At 50.1% G+C, this 17507-nt stretch carries 17 protein-coding genes and 1 riboswitch; of the genes, 16 read left to right on the top strand and 1 reads right to left on the bottom strand.

Features of this window, described 5'->3' with window-relative positions:
* Nucleotides 1-3: 3 nt before the first annotated feature.
* Nucleotides 4-1296 (bottom strand): cobyrinate a,c-diamide synthase, encoded by a 1293-nt coding sequence (locus HHL17_RS24695; protein WP_169227520.1) that lies wholly within the window; start codon nucleotides 1294-1296, stop codon nucleotides 4-6.
* A gap of 125 nt (nucleotides 1297-1421) precedes the next feature.
* Nucleotides 1422-1629: riboswitch (cobalamin riboswitch) on the top strand.
* Between the two features lie 128 nt (nucleotides 1630-1757).
* On the opposite strand from HHL17_RS24695, the gene HHL17_RS24690 reads away from it, so the two are divergent.
* Genes HHL17_RS24690 through cobW form a run of 16 tightly spaced genes read left to right on the top strand, consistent with a single transcriptional unit; the run spans nucleotide 1758 to nucleotide 17497 of the window.
* Nucleotides 1758-2063 carry a (2Fe-2S) ferredoxin domain-containing protein gene (locus tag HHL17_RS24690; RefSeq protein ID WP_169227519.1) on the top strand — a complete coding sequence of 102 codons (306 nt, stop codon included), beginning with the start codon at nucleotides 1758-1760 and terminating at the stop codon, nucleotides 2061-2063.
* Between the two features lie 27 nt (nucleotides 2064-2090).
* Nucleotides 2091-4106: a TonB-dependent receptor gene (locus HHL17_RS24685; RefSeq protein WP_169227518.1), complete on the top strand. Its 2016-nt coding sequence runs from the start codon at nucleotides 2091-2093 to the stop codon at nucleotides 4104-4106.
* A gap of 1 nt (nucleotide 4107) precedes the next feature.
* Nucleotides 4108-4866, top strand: a complete 759-nt coding sequence (gene cobA / locus HHL17_RS24680; RefSeq protein WP_169227517.1) for a uroporphyrinogen-III C-methyltransferase — start codon at nucleotides 4108-4110, stop codon at nucleotides 4864-4866.
* Nucleotides 4867-4876: 10 nt separating this feature from the next.
* Nucleotides 4877-5812: a sirohydrochlorin chelatase gene (locus HHL17_RS24675; RefSeq protein ID WP_169227516.1), complete on the top strand. Its 936-nt coding sequence runs from the start codon at nucleotides 4877-4879 to the stop codon at nucleotides 5810-5812.
* Nucleotides 5809-6522, top strand: coding sequence for a precorrin-2 C(20)-methyltransferase (cobI, locus tag HHL17_RS24670; protein WP_169227515.1), 714 nt, complete (start codon nucleotides 5809-5811; stop codon nucleotides 6520-6522). The genes HHL17_RS24675 and cobI overlap by 4 nt, the downstream gene beginning before the upstream one ends.
* A complete protein-coding gene (gene cobJ / locus HHL17_RS24665) occupies nucleotides 6513-7874 on the top strand; it encodes a precorrin-3B C(17)-methyltransferase (protein ID WP_169227514.1) in 1362 nt (453 codons plus the stop codon). Before cobI ends, cobJ begins: the two co-directional genes overlap by 10 nt.
* Nucleotides 7875-7880: 6 nt before the next feature.
* On the top strand, nucleotides 7881-9071 hold the full coding sequence (gene cbiE / locus HHL17_RS24660; protein WP_169227513.1) for a precorrin-6y C5,15-methyltransferase (decarboxylating) subunit CbiE: 1191 nt from the start codon (nucleotides 7881-7883) through the stop codon (nucleotides 9069-9071).
* Nucleotides 9068-10894: a precorrin-4 C(11)-methyltransferase gene (gene cobM, locus HHL17_RS24655; protein ID WP_169227512.1), complete on the top strand. Its 1827-nt coding sequence runs from the start codon at nucleotides 9068-9070 to the stop codon at nucleotides 10892-10894. The genes cbiE and cobM overlap by 4 nt, the downstream gene beginning before the upstream one ends.
* A 6-nt stretch (nucleotides 10895-10900) precedes the next feature.
* Entirely contained in the window at nucleotides 10901-11674 is a 774-nt protein-coding gene (locus tag HHL17_RS24650) for a precorrin-6A/cobalt-precorrin-6A reductase (protein ID WP_169227511.1), read from the top strand.
* Nucleotides 11671-12759 carry a cobalt-precorrin-5B (C(1))-methyltransferase gene (locus tag HHL17_RS24645; protein WP_169227510.1) on the top strand — a complete coding sequence of 363 codons (1089 nt, stop codon included), beginning with the start codon at nucleotides 11671-11673 and terminating at the stop codon, nucleotides 12757-12759. Before HHL17_RS24650 ends, HHL17_RS24645 begins: the two co-directional genes overlap by 4 nt.
* Nucleotides 12760-12771: 12 nt before the next feature.
* A complete protein-coding gene (locus HHL17_RS24640; RefSeq protein ID WP_169227509.1) occupies nucleotides 12772-13479 on the top strand; it encodes a hypothetical protein in 708 nt (235 codons plus the stop codon).
* Between the two features lie 12 nt (nucleotides 13480-13491).
* Entirely contained in the window at nucleotides 13492-14136 is a 645-nt protein-coding gene (locus HHL17_RS24635; RefSeq protein WP_169227508.1) for a hypothetical protein, read from the top strand.
* Nucleotides 14133-15080, top strand: coding sequence for an ATP-binding protein (locus tag HHL17_RS24630; protein ID WP_169227507.1), 948 nt, complete (start codon nucleotides 14133-14135; stop codon nucleotides 15078-15080). Before HHL17_RS24635 ends, HHL17_RS24630 begins: the two co-directional genes overlap by 4 nt.
* A gap of 17 nt (nucleotides 15081-15097) precedes the next feature.
* The gene (locus HHL17_RS24625; protein WP_169227506.1) at nucleotides 15098-15826 is read left to right on the top strand and encodes a vWA domain-containing protein; all 729 of its coding nucleotides are present in this window, start codon (nucleotides 15098-15100) and stop codon (nucleotides 15824-15826) included.
* Nucleotides 15827-15840: 14 nt separating this feature from the next.
* Nucleotides 15841-16431, top strand: coding sequence for a cob(I)yrinic acid a,c-diamide adenosyltransferase (locus HHL17_RS24620; RefSeq protein ID WP_169227505.1), 591 nt, complete (start codon nucleotides 15841-15843; stop codon nucleotides 16429-16431).
* A gap of 40 nt (nucleotides 16432-16471) precedes the next feature.
* A complete protein-coding gene (gene cobW / locus HHL17_RS24615) occupies nucleotides 16472-17497 on the top strand; it encodes a cobalamin biosynthesis protein CobW (protein WP_169227504.1) in 1026 nt (341 codons plus the stop codon).
* Nucleotides 17498-17507 lie beyond the last annotated feature (10 nt).

The raw sequence follows: 17507 nt of genomic DNA, 5'->3' as shown, positions 1-17507 counted from the left end.
ATACTATAAAGAAAGAATTTTTCTAAGGGCGGGAAGATTGTCGCCAAAATAAAAATGCAGGTAGCTGGCAAAAATGCGATCATCATAAAATACAGGTGTGACAATCACTTCGCCGCGCGCATTAGATACGCGGATGGGCGTATCTGTTAGTGCCGGGGTGTTCACAAAAGTAGAATAATGAAATTCATGTCCCCGCAGGGTAATGTTATCCAACTCCACTTTTCTATAGCCCAACGCCAGCTTTTTCTGCTGCATGGTAGTGGACATGGGCAGCACGTCGCACATCTCATAGGGCTGCCCGCTTTCATCGTGTATTGCAGCACCGAGGTACATCATACCTCCACATTCGGCAAGTATCTTCCCTTTGAACGACTTGATAGCGGCACGCAATGCGGTATTGGCGGCCAGTTGCGGCAGATGCAGCTCAGGATAGCCTCCCGGTAAATATAACACATCGGCAGCAGGAAGTTCACGGTCCTGCAAGGGACTGAAGTAAGTAATCTCCCCTAATGACGATAAGGCTTTTATATTTTGTGGATAGATAAAGTTGAACGCTTCATCTTGTGCCACCGCTATCCGCAAACGTCCGACAGGTCTGTTTTCGGTAGTATACACCTTACGTGGCACACAGGTCAGCTCCATCAGTTTATCCAGGTCTATATATTGAGAGAGATGATCGGCGGCGTCGTTGATGATCTGATCATAATCATGGTCTGCAGAGATATGTAGTCCCAGATGTCTGGAAGGAATTTTTATGGAGATATTTTCAGGAAGATAACCTAATGCTGTCAAACCCACATCTGCGGCAGCTTCCTGGAGGAAGCGGTAATGAGAGGCGGTGCTTACGAAATTGAATATTACACCGGCAATACGCAGGCCGGGGGAGAAGTTTTTATAGCCATACAATAAGGCTGCTGCGGAATAAGCCATGGCCTTGGCATTCACCACCAGTATCACGGGTATGTCCAGGAACCTGGCCAGTTCGGCACTGCTGCCTTCCATCTTTACTGCGCCGTCAAATAAGCCCATTACGCCTTCTGTCACACTTACATCGGCCTGGGCACTGTACTGCGCGTAAGTGTTGCGGACATGATCGTCAGACATCATGTACCTGTCCAGGTTGATGCTTGGCCGGCCCGCTGCTATACTATGGAGCTTGGGATCTATATAATCCGGACCGCATTTGAAGGGCTGCACCCGCAAACCTTTGCGCTGCAAGGCCCGCAGCACCGCCAGTGTAACGGTTGTCTTACCTGCGCCGCTATGTGGCGCCGCTATCAGGAATTGTGGTTGCATGGACGACAAAGGTATTTCTTTTGTGAAAGTTATTTTCTTTGTTCCCTTAATTCTGTCATTTATGCCCTCACTCCGGCCCTAAAAATAAAAACCTACGCTTCTGTCTCTTGAATAGATAATTCCTTATCTTCGCCCCGTTATCAGGTGCATTGTTGTCATCACAATGCTTAAAAGGGAATCCGGTGATGCCCGCCAGGCGCAAATTCCGGAGCAGTACCCGCTGCTGTAAGTTCACAAAAATGTTGTCGGCATAAATGCCACTGTCTATTATCCGACGGGAAGGCGCCGACATACAGAACAAGCCAGAAGACCTGCCTCATAATCGTAATATCCGGCTTCCGGGACCAGGAGCAACAGGATAGAAGTCCACCTCTTCGATGGTGATTTCTCACCTTTTGCATTCCATCCTCGCCGCCGGCATTTTTTAATCGTTAACGGGCTTATTAACTCGATTAATTTTCATGGGCAAAGATCTCTTAAAAGTTAAACGCATCGCGTTTATGTGTAATGGCAACTCCTGCCTCAACAAAGGAGCTGAAGATACCACCGTTTCATTACGCGCCGCTATCGCCGCCAATAATCTCCACGACGAGGTACACACCATCCGTACCCGCTGCACCGGCCAGTGCGAGCATGGTCCTGTTGTATTCATTCATCCTGATGGTACCTGGTACAAAGACATGAAAGCGGAATTTACTGCCAACCTGGTAGACTGCCACTTCGTAATCGGCAAACCCGTGGGCAATGCCGTGTTTTTCCAGGATTAATACTTTTATCAACCATCATCAGCTTGAATGAAACACTTTTATACCGTGGCATTGTCATGTCTGTCCCTGACCGCCTGGGCGCAACAAACGACTGACACCACCAGGAAAAAAATATTTAACCTGAAAGGGGTAGATGTTTCTGCCAATGCGGACAAGGGCGGCCATCTGCTTTCTAAAATAGATCTCCAGCTGCTACCGGTAAAATCCGCGCAGGACCTCCTTCGCACGGTTCCCGGCCTCTTCATCGCGCAACACGCAGGCGGAGGTAAGGCAGAACAGATCTTAGTGCGTGGCATCGACAACGACCACGGCACTGACTTCGGTATTTTCGTAGACGGGATCCCTGTCAACCTGCCCAACCACGCACATGGACAAGGCTATGCAGACATGCACTTCCTCATTCCGGAAGCCATCGGCAACGCGGCCTATTACAAAGGGCCGTATGAAGCCAGTCAGGGCGACTTTACCAACGCTGGTGCTGCTGTGTATTCCACGCTCTTTAAACCAACCAGCCAGTTTGTAAAGGTAGAAGCTGGCAGCTTCAACAGCGCGAGGGTAGCGGGCCTGGTGAATGTGGTAAACCAGGAAAAGCAAAACGCTTATGTCATCGCGGACTACACTTACACCGACAGCTATTTCGATAACCCGCAGTACTTTAACCGCTTTAATTTCCTGGCACGTTACAATGTAGCCATTAATACAAAAAATACACTCTCCATTATCGGCTCTGGCTTTACCAGTAGCTGGCACGCGTCCGGACAAGTACCGCAACGCGCCATTACAAATGGGTCATTGCCACGCTTTGGTGCCATCGATCCGAGCGAAGGGGGTAAAACCACCCGCATCAATGCAAACCTGATGCTGGAAACCCATATCAGCGGGCGTTCTACCATGAAGCAGCAGGTGTACTATGTAAGAAATAACTTTGACCTATGGTCAAATTTTACGTTTTATAAAAATGATCCCGTTAACGGTGATGAAATAAAACAATGGGAGAGAAGAAATATGGCAGGGTATAAAAATACCTTTAGTCATACGGGTAAATGGGGCAACGCCACACTGCTGACGGAAGCAGGCATCGGCGCCCGCATCGACTTCGTTAACTTAGGCCGCGATCACGTAAGAGAAAGAATGTTTTTGTCTAACGAAGATTCCAGCCGCGCCATCGTTGGTAACTACTCCGCCTATATCAGTGAAACGCTGCGATTGACCAATGGCCTGAGTTTCAGCCTGGGCCTCCGTGATGACTTCTTTACCTTCGATCTCCATGATTATCTGATAAAAAATACCAGTGGGAATAAAACCGCCAATCGCCTGAGTCCCAAGTTCAGCGCTTACTATGATGTATCGCCATCATGGACGTTCTTCGCTAAAACAGCCACAGGATTCCACTCCAACTACGCCAATGTAGCTGTGCAACATGGACAGTCAGCCGCCGTGCCCCGCTCTTATGGCGCCGACGTAGGTACCAACTTCAAGCTGGGCAACAAAGCATTGGTGACGGCTACCATATGGTGGCTGCAATGTGACGCAGAATACAAATTTATTGCCGATGATGGTAGCTTTGAGAATTTGGGCCGCACCACCAGAACGGGTGTGGACGCAGCTTTACGCTATCACATGGCTGATCCGTTGTGGGCCGATGTGAACCTCAACTTCGCACGACCACGGCTGATGGATGAAGTGAAAAACGAAAACTACATTCCTTTTGCACCCGTCTTTACCAGTACCGGTGGCCTGACTTACCAATCCCACAATGGTATCAGCGCCAGCCTGCGTTATCGTTATATGGGTGAAAGGCCAGCCATCGAAGATAACAGCGTAAAATCCAGGGACTACCTGATCCTCGACGCAGTGGTAAGATATAGCTACAAACGCTATGAATGGGGACTCTCTGCAGAAAACCTGACTAACAGGAAATGGGCGGAGGCTCAGTTTTATGACGAATCGCAACTGAAGGGCGAGGCTGCACCGGAGATGGACTTTCACATCACCCCAGGTACGCCTTTCGCGCTCAGGGCAAGCATGACAGTACGGTTTTAATATGCATGATAAACTAACACAAAGCCATAACATACACCCCGTGCAGATCGTGGGCGCAGGTCCCGGAGCGGCTGACCTGTTAACGGTAAGGGCAGTACGCTGTATCGGGCAAGCCGACGTAGTGCTGCACGATAACCTGGTATCAGCGGATATCCTGGCACTTTGTCGTAAAGATGCTGAACTTATTTACACCGGTAAAAAATATGGGGATGCCATCGACCCGGTGGAACGCCAGCAACATATTCACGAGCTGATGGCGGAACATGCGGCCAACGGCAAAAAGGTAGTCCGGCTCAAATCCGGTGACCCGTTTATTTATGGCCGTGCGGCAGAGGAAGTGCGCTACCTGCAGGAACATAACATCGCATTTGAGGTCGTACCCGGACTAACAGCCGGTATTGCCGCCGCAAGTCTTTGCCAGGTACCGCTCACCGAACGTAATCGCAGCAAGGCGGTACTTTTTTGCACAGGCCATACGGCCAACTACGACTTTGAACAACTGGAGGCACTGGCCAACATGCTGCGTACCGGCACCTCGCTGGTGATGTACATGGGCCTCAGTAACCTGCCTAAAGTAATAGCCAAATTACAGGTGGCCGCCGGCGCCGAAACCATTTACGTGACGGCGGTATCACAGGTGTCCGCCCCAACACAACAAACAGTGACGGCTACATTAAGTGAGATAGAGGCGGCGCTCACGTCGCGTCCCTTGCCGATGCCAGTGGTGTTTATCATTGGTAAATACGCGGACTTGCTTTAAAACGAATGGTATGAAACAAGGTATTCTGATTTGTGGACATGGCAGCAGGGATAAGGAGGGCGTTACGCACTTTAAAATCCTGGTAGAAAAATTACAACAGCGCTATCCCGACAGGATAGTGGACTACGGCTTCCTGGAGTTTGCACATCCAGTGTATGCCGCTGCGGTAGAACGCATGTACCAGCAGGGAGTACGACATATCATCGCTTTGCCGGCCATCCTTTTTGCAGGTGGCCACGCGAAAAATGATATCCCTTTTGAAATGAATTCCCTGCAACAACAATATCCGGATCTCACCATCACGATGGCGAGCCATCTGGGTATTACAGGACCGCTGCTGCAACTCACGCGCTGGCTGGTAGAGAAAGCAGAAGCAACAGTGCCTGCATTTCCGCGTGCGGAAAGCTGCCTGCTGGTCGTAGGGCGGGGTACCAATGATCCGGATGCCAACTCCGATGTGGCCAAATTAACCCGCATGCTCTGGGAAGGCATGGGATTCGGATTCGCTACTACAGCCTATATAGGCGTTACGAAGCCCTTGTTGCAAGACGCTTTTCCACTGATGGAAAAACTACCGTTTAAAAGAGTGGTCGTGCTACCCATCTTCCTTTTTACGGGCGTATTACTCAAAAGAATTTATGAGCAGGTAGCTGCGCAACAAGTGTTGTCGCCTGGTAAAGAATATATTGCTACAGAGCCGCTGGGCAGCCATGAATGGCTGTTACAGGCCATCGGGATACGCATTGCGGAAGCAGAAAAAGGCGATCCGAATATGAACTGCCAGCTCTGTAAATACCGTACCCAAATCGTAGGATTTGAAGCCGATCAGGGCAAAGAACAAATCGGTCATCATCTCAATGTAAAAGGTATTCTCTTCGAAGAAGAAGAAAAGCCGGGCGATAAAAAAGGAGTTTTCTCTACCGTAAAAAAAGTATTGGGGATTTGAGCACTACTGGTAAAATATATGCGGTTTCTTTAGGTCCGGGCGATCCGGAATTGATTACTGTAAAGGGTTTAAAGGTATTGAAGGCATGTGATGTGATCTTCTACCCGGCCTCTTTTCAGGAAGAGGGCGTTCGGAGTTATGCGCGCTCCATTTTAGATTATTATGATTTGGGAGATAAACGAATGGTGCCGGTCATCCTCGATATGAAAACAGACCGTGCCTATAATCTCGAGGTCTATACGAAATGTTTCTTTGAGATGAAAGCCCTGGTGGAAACAGGTGCGCAGGTTTGTTTTGTAAGCGAGGGAGATGTTTCCTTTTACAGCACCTTTGTATACATCCTACAACAAATCCATGTACACCAGCTGCCGCTGGAAATCATTGCAGGCGTACCTTCCTTCCTGTTGGCTACTGCGGCTCATCAGGCGCCACTGGCTTTGCTCCGCGAAAAGATCGCCATCATACCGCTTTTAAAAAGTGAAGCCGATCTGCAACAATATTTACAGCAATTTGAAACCGTCGTACTCATCAAGGTGAGGGCGGCCATGCAATATATACAGCCATTTGTGGCAATAGGCAAGGTAACCATGTTGTACAGTGAGAAGCTGGGGACGCCTGACCAGCAGCTGTTTACGGACATTTCCGCATTGGAAGGTCATGTGCTTCCCTATTTCTCATTGATCATTTTAAAAAGTAACATATGCGCCTAAGTGTGATTGGTATTGGCCCGGGTGATGCCGGTTATTTGCTCCCCATAGCCCGGCAGGCACTCGCGGATGCAGATATAATAATTGGCTATCATTACTATTTCCGGTTTGTGGAGCATCTTTTAAAGCCTGGCGCACAGTGCATTGGCAAGGAGTTGTCGGAGGAGGAAGCCCGTGCGGTGCTGGCGGTGGAAAGCTGTACAGCCGGAAAGCATGTGGCAGTGATCAGTTCTGGTGATGCGGGGGTATATGCCATGGCGTCCTTAGTGTATGAATATGCGTCGAAGCAAAACCGACAGGATATAGCGCTGTCCTCTATTCCGGGCATCAGCGCTTTCCAGGCGGCCGCGGCCCGGTTAGGTGCGCCCATTGGTCACGATTTCTGTACCATCTCTCTGTCAGACCTCATGACACCATGGACCACGATAGAAAAACGTATCCACGCAGCCGCTATCGGCGACTTCGTTACGTCATTATATAATCCGAGAAGTAAGCAACGCCATTGGCAGTTGTCACGACTCAAGGAAATATTCCTGCAGCACCGCAGCCCGGAAACACCCGTGGCTATTGTAAGACAGGTGGCCCGCCCGGAAGAACATATTCAACTGACGACGCTCGGTGAACTGGACGTAACACTGGTGGATATGTTTTGCCTGGTGATGATAGGCAACTCACAGACGTATCGCTTCAACAACTTTTTAGTGACCCCTCGTGGTTACCTGAGCCGTAAACCACACACTGGCGAAGAGATTCAGCAGGAGAGCTTCCGCCAGATACGCTTGCAACTCAAACGGGATGAGCTGTCGCCTGCTGACCAGTGGGCTGTGATCAGGTGCATTCATAGCACGGCAGATTTTGAGTATGAACAGCTGTATTACGCTACAGAAGGCGCTTTGGAGCAGTGGCATGAATACCTCGCTGGCGGTGGTACGGTGATCACGGATGTGACCATGGTACAATCAGGCATCACCAAAGCCTTTACCAGCAAGTATGGTGTTGCGGTAAAATGTTACCTGAACGATGAACGTGTGTTGGCATTAGCAGCCGCGGAGAATATTACGCGTAGCCAGGCGGGTATTCGTTTGGCCATACAGGAGCATCCGGACGCTCTGTATGTGATCGGCAATGCGCCTACCGCCTTGTTGGAGATCTGCGATCAGTATCAGCAGGGCAACTGCCGTCCTATAGGGGTGGTAGCGGCGCCGGTGGGTTTTGTGAACGTACTCGAATCTAAGTTTAAAATGAAATACCTGCCAGACATTCCATCTGTCATCATCGAAGGACGTAAAGGCGGCAGTAATGTCGCTGCGGCTATTGTCAATGCTGCCTTTACTATCCTGGAACAGGTCCAATAATCAGCTATGCATTTTATCGTCATCGGTACTGCCAATCAAACCACACACAATATTATGCCGGAAGCATTGCCGCTGCTGGCACAGCCATGCGTGTTCAGTGGTGGGCAGCGGCACTACGGGCTGGTAAAAGCGCTGTTACCGGAGCAACATACCTGGATCACCATCAAAGGTAGCATGGTAGCGCTTTTTGAGCAATATCAGCAGGCCGGGGAAACGGTCGTGATATTCGCCAGCGGCGACCCGTTGTTTTATGGTATGGTACAAACCATCTATAAATATGCACCCAAGGCCACTTTACAGGTATTCCCCCACTTCAGCAGCATTCAAAGGCTTTTTACCAAAATTGGGCAACCCTACGAACAGGTCCGTCATACCTCCGTACACGGGCGTGGATGGAAAGAGCTGGACGCCGCGTTGATAAAGGATGATAAATTCATTTCCGTGCTGACCGATGTAACCCGCAGCCCGCAGGCGATAGCCGCACGTATGTTGCAATACAACTTCCATCACTACGAGATGGTAGTAGCGGAAGACCTGGATGGACAACAGGAGAACATTACCAGCGGCACACTCAAGGAAATGACTACACGCTCTTTTCATCCGCTTAACTGTGTACTGCTCCGGCAGGTGTCACCGGCAAAAATGCCGGGCATGGGCATAGCAGATCAGCAATTCGAAGGCTTACCCGGCAGACCCAACATGATCACTAAACGTAGTGTCCGTTTGGTAACCCTGTCACATCTCCAGCTGCACACAGCCGCCACGTTTTGGGACATTGGTTGCTGCACGGGCTCTGTTGCCATTGAGGCCAAACGTATGCACGCAGATCTGGGAGTATATGCTTTTGAGATAAGGACTGAATGCGAAACCATCATACAGCATAATATGGAACGATTAGCCGCGCCAGGTATTGAGGTAGTTATGGGCGATTTTTATGAGAAGGATCACGCCTCCCTGCCATCGCCTGACGCAGTGTTCATCGGTGGTCATGGCAACAGGCTGGATGCATTGGTACAAATTATCAACCAACATATCAATAAAGGAGGTCGTATTGTGCTCAATGCAGTACAGGCTTCCAGCAGGGAGCAGTTCGTTATATCTGCCACCAACGCGGGTTGGGAGCTGCAGCCGGAAGAAGTGTTGCAGGTAAATGCGCACAATCCGATCACTATTTTAACTGCTATCAAAACACGATGAGGAAGACATTTAATATAGCTATCATCGCCAGCACAGACCGGGCTTTGCAACTGGCAACAACTATCTGTGAGGCATTGCCGGAGGCTGCCATCTTTACTACCAGAGCGCAGGAAAGCGCGGACGTGACACAAATTCTGTCCATCGCGGCTTTCCTGGACGATAATTTCCACGCCTATACGTCGTTTGTATTTATTGGCGCACTCGGTATCTGTGTGCGCAGTATTGCGCCATTTATCCAGGATAAAAAAGTTGATCCGGCCATCGTCAACCTTGATGATCACGGCTACTTTGTACAACCGGTATTGTCCGGGCATCTCGGCGGAGCCAATACGCTCGCCAGGCAAATAGCCCGTACACTCGGAGCACAGGCGGTTATTACTACTTCCAGTGACTTACAAGACATCTGGGCATTGGATACCCTTGGTCAACAAAATGGCTGGAAAACATCGGCCAGCGTACCGATGAATACTATCATCTCGATATTCGTCAATAATAAAAAAGTGGCACTGCTACTGGATATAAAAGATGAAGGTACGGAGCGAATGATACAAACCAAACCTGGTTTTGTAGATATCTTTTTTAAGAAAACAGACATCAAGCTGGATGATTATGCATTATTGATCGCTGTTACCTATCGTCATTACAACGAAAGCATACCGGTGTTGCATTATCATCCTGCTGCTTTACATGTAGGCATTGGTTGCAGCCGGGATATTGGCAGCGAGGAGCTGGAAGTGTCTGTTTTAGCGCAACTGGCGCAGTACGGCCTTGCACCACAAGCGGTAAAAAGCATCGCGTCTATTGATGTCAAACACGATGAAGTGGCTATTATCGCCCTCGCGGAAAAATGGAAAGTCCCTTTTCATACGTATACCGCAGATCAATTGAATACCCAAACTGTGGCTAATCCATCGGAGGTGGTGATGGATAAACTGGGGGTGCACAGTGTGTCAGAAGCCTCATCACTGCTGGCTTCCGGTAACCACGCCTGGCTGCTCGAAAAACAAAAGATTGGCTTGCCATCCGGGAAAAAACATACCATCGCGGTAGCCCTGGATACGTCTTTAGAAAGGCGTGCGCAGGTAGCCATTGTAGGGGCCGGTCCGGGTGATGCTGCGCTAATAGCGGTGCGTGGCAAAGAATTATTGCAGGCCGCAGACCTCATTTTATACGCCGGTAGCCTCGTGCCGGAAGAGCTGACACACTTCGCCAAAACAGGTGCTGTAGTGCAAAATTCTGCCGGCATGACACTCGAAGAGCAGGTACAGCTGATGGAAAAACACTATGCCCTCGGGCACCTCATCGTACGCCTGCAGTCCGGTGATCCATCGATCTATGGCGCTATCCAGGAGCAGATGACCATCTTCGACGAGAAAGGGATGGACTACTTCATCGTGCCGGGCATCTCTTCATTCCAGGCCGCTGCTGCTGTACTCCAATCAGAATTTACCATACCGGAAGTAGTGCAGTCCATCATCCTCACCAGAGGGGAAGGCAACACGCCACTGCCGGAAAATGAAAAGCTGGAAGATATGGCGCGCCATCGTGCTACCATGTGTATCTTCCTCAGTGCGACCATTGCTAAAAGCGTACAGGCTCAACTGTTGGTGCACTACCCACCGGAAACGCCGGTAGCAGTACTGTACCGCGTTACCTGGAAAGATGAAAAGGTTTTTACTGGCGAACTGAAAGACCTGGCGGCCATCATCCGCAGCAATAAGCTGACACGTACGGCTCTCATTATTGTAGGAACGGCCATCGGCGCACGAAAAAACAGGTCACATCTTTATAATCCTACGTGGAGACATATCTTCCGTAACTAAATAAAAATGAGTATGGTATTGGTTTTTGGTGGCACGACAGAAGGTAAAATGGCGATGGCGGTACTGGCCGCCGCAGACCTGCCATTTTGGTACTCCACCAAAATAGCGATAGACGTGGACCTGCCTGCGGGTGGACATTACCGTTACGGTGCCTTTAGTACAGCAGCTTTGCTTGCATTTTGCGAAACGCATTCGATCTCTCTGATCATCCATGCGAGCCACCCATTTGCTGCCGAACTGCATACTACTATAGGGGAAGTGAGCGAGCGTATGGGCATTCCCGTGGTACGCCCGGAACGCGCCTATCCCGAAACGTCCACACATCCGCTCATCCGCTATGCTGACAGTTATAGCGAGGTGCTGGAAGCCTTGCTCCGCCATAACTATGAGCCGGTACTATCCTTAACGGGCGTACAAACCATCGCCCGCTGGAAACCATATTGGCAACAAAAGAAGATGTTTTGCCGTATTCTGCCGCGTGATACTTCACTGGCAATTGCACAGGCAGATAATTTTCCGGAAGATCAGCTGTTGTTGTCTTTTCCGGGGAAGACAGTAGAAGAGGAATTGGCCGTCATACAACAAACCGGCGCGGAGGCCGTGGTGACAAAGGAGAGCGGCGAAAGCGGTTTTCTCTCCGTTAAACAAAGAGCTGCCATTGCTGCGGGTAAACCATTATATATTATTCGCCGCCCTGTCCTGCCTGCCCACTTTATTAAAGTGGAAGGAGCGGAAGGCTTGCGGCAATATCTTCATCAACATAAAATGAAGGCACTATGAGCCTGAAGCCCATTCCTTCCGGCGACCTGCGATGGGGCTATAGCACCGGGGCCTGCGCTACCGCCTGTACCCAGGCGGCTTTACAAGCCCTGATAGAACAGGAGGAAGTAGCAGTGGTGACCATCACGCTGCCGGGCGGCGAAGAAGTGCTCTTTAAAATACATGCCTGCTCATTTGATACATATAGCGCTACCTGCGTCACGTATAAAGACAGCGGCGATGACCCCGATGTTACCAATGGGGCGGAAATAGCCAGCACCGTGTATTTCGGTGGCGAACAGGCAGTTACTTTTTTGCCAGGTAAAGGGGTGGGCATGGTCACTCTGCCAGGATTGCCGGTGGCTGTAGGTGAACCGGCCATCAATCCGGTACCCCGGCAAATGATGAGGCAGGTAGTGGAGCAACTATTATTACAACATCAGCTCGACAAGCGTGTGTGCATCAGCGTGAGCGTACCGATGGGAGAAGAGCTGGCCAGAAAAACATTGAACAGTCGCCTCGGTATTGTAGATGGGATATCCATTCTCGGCACCACGGGTAAGGTGAAACCATTTTCTTCGGCAGCTTACATCGCCAGTATAGAACAAGGTATTGATGTGGCCATAGCCAATGGACTGAATACGGTCGTTATCAATTCCGGGGGGCGTAGTGAAAAGATCTTAAAAGCGTTGTTCCCCGCATTGCCCATGATGGGCTTTGTGCAATACGGCAACTGGATAGGAGAAACACTGGCCAAAATTAACAACGTGCCGCTGACATCCTTTACCATCGGCATGATGCTGGGCAAGGCGGTGAAAATTGCTGGCGGTGCACTGAATACACATAGTAATCAGTCATCCTGGAACAAGGAATTTGTAGCATCATTAGCCACAAAAGCAGGCTACCCCAAAGAACTATGCGACAGTATTCTTTCGCTTAACATGGCCAGGGGATTAACAGAACTGTTTCCATTCCGCGAAGGAGAACCATTTTATACAGCGCTGGCTGCGCAATGCAGGGAAGTCATCACCAAAGAAATAAGGCCGCTGCCTTTTAAGATAGTATTGATAGACGCGACAGATAAGCACCTGTTGTTTGGCGATTAAAAACAGAAAAGCATGTATCCATTACTTTTTGATTCATTATTACTCGGTGTACAGCACTCGTTTGAACCAGACCATATGGCTGCGGTATCGGTGCTGGCATCCGAGAAAAGCCGCCATAAAAGTGGCATGGCGCGCCTGATCTGGCGTTCCTCGCAATGGGCGCTGGGACATTCCTTTACGTTGATCATCTTTAGTGCCCTGGCGCTGCTGCTTAAAACGGCGTTGCCCTATAACATTTCTGCCTGGGCTGAAATAGCCGTAGGGCCACTGATGGTATGGTTGGGAGTAGATGCTATCCGCCGCAATCACAAGCTGAAAGCCCTGATGGCGGAACATAAAAAGATAGAAGAACATGAACATCTCTCCAATGCCCTGCACCTGCATGGCAAACAGGGAGAAGAGATAGCCATGAATCCACTGAGCCGCTCTTTCTGGGTAGGTATGTTGCACGGACTGGCGGGCACGGGTGGCGCCTGCGCCATCGCGCTTGCGCTGGCAGCAAAGGATAACATGACGGCTGTATGGATCATCGTGCTGCAAAGTTTGGGTATCATCCTCGCGATGACCACCTATAGCTGCGTACTTGCCTTTTCTATATCCCGTTTTATTGAACGGAACCAGGTAGCTTTCAAAGTCATCAATGCCTTGGTGGGTGTGGTTTACATCGGTGTGGGACTGCTTTGGATTTATAACGCGGTCCATGATTTTCTAAATGGATAAATAATATAAGACATGATAGTGCCCTTGTTTTTAGATTCCTTTTTGATGGGTATTCAGCATTCGTTTGAGCCCGATCATGTGGCGGCGGTGTCAGTGCTGGCCACAGAAGATAAAAGTAAACAGCGGCTGAAAAAGCTGATGTGGCGCTCTTCTCAGTGGGCCATCGGGCACTCGCTTACATTGATCATCTTCGGTATCCTGATCCTGATATTAAAGTCAGCGCTGTCCGAAAAGGTGGCTGGTTATGTAGAGTTTTTAATTGGTCCGGTGATGATATGGCTCGGTGTAACCGCCATCATGCGCAACTTCCCGCGCAAAGGCAAACACACGCATGATCATATGCATATCCCGCAAGGCAACATGTTAAGCCGCTCTTTCTGGGTAGGTATGCTGCACGGCCTGGCCGGAACGGGCGGTGCTTGTACCATCGCTTTTACGTTGGCCGCAAAAGATGCTTATACCGCAGTGGGCATTTTAGTACTGCAAAGCGTAGGTATTATCATCGCCATGACAGGCTACAGCTGCCTCTTTGCACTGTCAGTAACAAGATTTTCCGGCAAATGGAAGCCTTCCGTAAAAGGTATTAACTATGCGGTGGGCATCTTTTCAATAGTGATCGGTATTTTCTGTTTAGTAGAAATGTTTAAGGAGATATGAGACCCTATTACCCTTTCACCGCGGTATGCGGACAAGACGAATTTAAGCTGGCGTTGCTGCTGGCGGCCATCGATCCCACTATCGGCGGGGTGTTGGTGATGGGAGATAAAGGTACTGGTAAAACCACTACGGTACGGGCACTAGCCAGTCTATTACATAACAGCGTACAGCCGTTCCCATTTGTTAACTTACCGGTGGGTGCCAGCGAAGACCGCGTGCTGGGCAGTATCAACCTGGAAACCTTAATCAACGACAAACGCCTTGAGGTGCGACAAGGCCTGCTGGCCGCTGCGCATGAAGGTATCTTATATATTGATGAAGTTAACTTACTGAATGACTACCTCATGGATATGTTGCTGGATGCCGCCGCGAGTGGTGGCTACCACCTCGAGCGGGAAGGCCTCTCGGCATGGCAGGACAGTCGCTTTGTGCTCATTGGTACCATGAACCCTGAAGAAGGGGAGCTGCGCCCGCAGCTGCTGGATAGATTCGGTTTATGCGTTACCATTAGTACTCCCCGGGACACGGCATTGCGTGCCACCATTACGCGCCGCCGCCTGGCCTTCGACAACGATCCGCAACAGTTTGTACATGCCTATGCCGAAACCGAAAGAGAAATGAACAGGACCGTCAACCTGGCGCGCACGCTTTTGCAAAACGTGGAAATTCCTGATGACCATTATGGGGAAGTGGCTGGTCTTTGTGTGCAACACCAGGCAGAAGGGATGCGTGCCGATATCCTCATTATCAAGGCTGCACGCGCCTACGCTGCCTTTCAGAATCGGTTGTCCGTATCTGTAACAGACATCCACCATGTAGCCCCGCTGGTTTTGGCGCACCGCAGCAAGGCAGCCCAGCAACGAACGCCCCCGCAGCAGAGCAGGGAGCAGCGCCCTTCACCAGACCGGGGGGAGTCTCACACGGCAACCCACCTGACGATATAAACAACACCCACCCCGGATTGGAACAATACCTGTTTCAGGCCGGTCAGCACCACGCCCGCATACCCATAAAAAGTAGTACGCAGGCGGGGCGTAAAGGCATGCAGTTGCGGCTGCCTATGGATGCCCGCGTGATAGCGAATAAGACCGCAGGGGCGCTCGTGCAGCGCGACCTGCCCGCTACCATCCGGCATTACCTCTTGCATGGCCGCTGTGAAATCAAGCATCGCCGCATACAACAGGTGTCGACATTGCGCCTGATCATGGTGATCGACAGCAGCGCTTCCATGGCGCTGGACCAGCAAGTCAGCATGGTAAAAGGCATCATCACTGATATGATGCGGCGCTATCAGCACCAGCATCCACAGGTGGCTATCGTGGCGCTGCTGCATGGCCAGGCATCCTGTGTACTGCCATTTTCCGGCGATATAGATACCATACTGAATACGCTGGCACAGTTGCATACGGGTGGTAAAACCAACTTACGCGCGGCTTTCGAAACAGTACTGTCACTGGTCAAAGGCCAACTCGACAGCCGGGAACATCACCTGTTCATCTTTACAGATGGCCGCGTGAATACGGGTGGTACATTGGAAGAGGCGGCGGCATATTTCAAAGCGCACCTCAGCAAGCTGAAAAAGCATACTTCGGTGGTGGATACGGAGAGCGGCATGCCGCGTTTGGGCATGGTCGTTAGATTATCCAGGCTATTGGGGTGCAGACGTTTTGAGCCTGGAACTCATTTTTAAAATAATAGGATGTTATGAAAATATACACAAAAAAAGGTGACCAGGGTACTACTGCCTTGTTTGGGGGCAAGCGGGTATATAAAGATGATACCCGTGTCAATTGCTACGGTACCCTCGATGAGGTAAACAGCACTATCGGGTTGCTCCGCGCTAAGCTGGGGAATGATCATGCCTGGCAGCCCAACCTGCACCGTATTCAGAAAGATATGATGGATATGATGTCGCACCTCGCGCGTCCTTCTGATTGTAAAAAGGAAAACCCCAATCCTAAACCGGTAGACGGCGCCGTCTTCTGCGAGCAGTGGATCGATGAACTGGAGGCGGCTATTACCGCTCCTTCTGATTATTTCCTGCTGCCGGGCGGTAATGAGATTTCTGCACTCTGTCATGTTGTGCGTACGCAGATGCGCAGAGCCGAAAGACTGCTTGTCACCCTCATGAAAGAAGATACCATAGAGGAGTATATCCCCGCTTATATCAACCGGCTCTCTGATCTTTTCTTCATCCTGGCACGTGCGGAGATGGACAAGGCGGGTGTAGCGGAAGAGAAGTGGCAGCTCTTTCTTTATAAAAGGAAAAAACAACCGGAGCAACCGGCATCCTAGTTTAAATGTGTCTGTTTAAATAAACATAAATCCATGTTTTATGACTAAAATACCAGTTACGATAATCACCGGCTTCCTGGGTTCAGGAAAGACCACTATGATCAGCAATTTATTACGAAATAACAGGGGAAAACGCCTGGCTGTTATCGTAAATGAGTTTGGTGCCATGGGTATCGACGGTGAACTGATCCGCACCTGCTGCGAGAATGAAGAAGACATCGTGGAGCTCAACAACGGCTGTCTGTGCTGCACCGTACAGGAAGAATTCCTGCCTACCATGCTGCAACTGATGGAGCGTAAAGACAGCATCGATCACATCATCATCGAAACATCCGGCCTTGCACTCCCCAAGCCGTTATTGCACGCCTTTAACTGGCCGGACCTGAAACCACAGATCACAGTAGATGCTGTGGTGACTGTAGTGGATGCAGTAGGCCAGGCGACCGGTGAAATCTGCAACCGGGAAATGGTACAGGCACAGCGTCTTTCCGACGATAGTCTCGATCATGAAACACCTATCGAAGAGCTGTTTGAAGACCAGTTGTCCTGTGCGGATTTAGTGGTGATGACGAAATCTGATCTTCTTGCTTTAAATGAGTTTGAGATCGTTAAAAATCTGGTTGCCAGGAAACTGCGGGATGGCATTAAAGTGATTACTTCAAACAAGGGCGTAGTGGATCCTGGTGTATTGCTGGGCATCGGCGCGGCTGCTGAAAATGACCTCGACAACCGTCACTCACACCACGAAGAAGACCACGCAAATGGCCATGATCACCATCATCATGATGAAGGCATCGACTCATTTGTGGTAGATATAAAGGGCGCGCATACACCGGAATCGGTGATCGAAAAGTGCAGGGCCGTAGTTTCCGGACATGAAGTATATCGTATCAAAGGCTTTATCGATGTACCGGGTAAGCCGATGCGTATGGTACTGCAAGGAGTATCCCACCGCTTCGAAAACTATTTCGATCGCGCCTGGAAACCTGGAGAAGAAAGAAAAACATCGTTGGTGGTAATTGGTCATGATCTCGACCAGGCAGCCATTACTACCGCATTAAACTAACTATAACCAC

Source organism: Chitinophaga fulva (genome assembly GCF_012927205.1).
Classification (GTDB): domain Bacteria; phylum Bacteroidota; class Bacteroidia; order Chitinophagales; family Chitinophagaceae; genus Chitinophaga; species Chitinophaga fulva.
Note: the sequence above shows the minus strand (reverse complement) of the source record. Positions and strands in the feature narration are given on the sequence as shown.